The sequence below is a fragment of the Bacillus sp. AFS040349 genome (genome assembly GCF_002577655.1).
In the GTDB taxonomy this organism is placed as follows: domain Bacteria; phylum Bacillota; class Bacilli; order Bacillales; family Bacillaceae; genus Metabacillus.
The window spans coordinates 1-575 of the sequence record NZ_NUMC01000230.1; the positions used below are offsets into that span (position 1 = coordinate 1).

1 protein-coding gene is annotated in these 575 nt (G+C 31.7%); it reads right to left on the bottom strand.

Annotated elements, in window-relative coordinates:
• Positions 1-267: 267 nt before the first annotated feature.
• Positions 268-534 carry a pro-sigmaK processing inhibitor BofA family protein gene (locus COD11_RS26425; RefSeq protein WP_098799824.1) on the bottom strand — a complete coding sequence of 89 codons (267 nt, stop codon included), beginning with the start codon at positions 532-534 and terminating at the stop codon, positions 268-270.
• Positions 535-575 lie beyond the last annotated feature (41 nt).

The window sequence follows — 575 nt, forward strand, 5'->3', positions numbered from 1 at the left end:
TACTATATAGTACGTTTTTTGTTAATCAAAATTAACATTTGCACGCTTGGTTTTGTTCAGTTTTCAAAGAACTTCTCCCGCTTCATCAGAAGCGACTTTAATATAGTATCATGTTAACTTCTTTTTAGTCAACAACTTTTTAAAAGTTTTTCAAAAGATGTTTTCAGAGAAGCAAGTTGTCCTTTTTCAAAGACGAATACTAATATAACATCCTCTTCAAACCATGTCAACACAAAAAGAAAAACAAATGGATATCCCCACTTGTTTTTAAGTAATAATAAATGTTTTTATAACGATTAGTGCTGCTAACCCGGGGATTCCCAATATCCCAGAGATACTTGATGTTATTAGATTAATTGGAATATGTAAGTCTATGCTTGTACCAAATGCATTTACAAAAAATAATAATAGTGCTCCAATTATAATCTTAACAAACAGTTGACCGATCCATTGAATAGGTTTAATCGGTGCTCCGACAAACAATAGAATCAATACGAGTCCACCCAATATAGAAAAAACTATAATAGGATCCATTTCACCACTCCCTTTTATCCTCTCGTATTGTCAAAACTTCT

Coding starts and splice junctions, on each gene's coding strand:
- COD11_RS26425 (WP_098799824.1), bottom strand. CDS start 534: ATGGATCCTATTATAGTTTTTTCTATATTGGGTGGACTCGTATTGATT.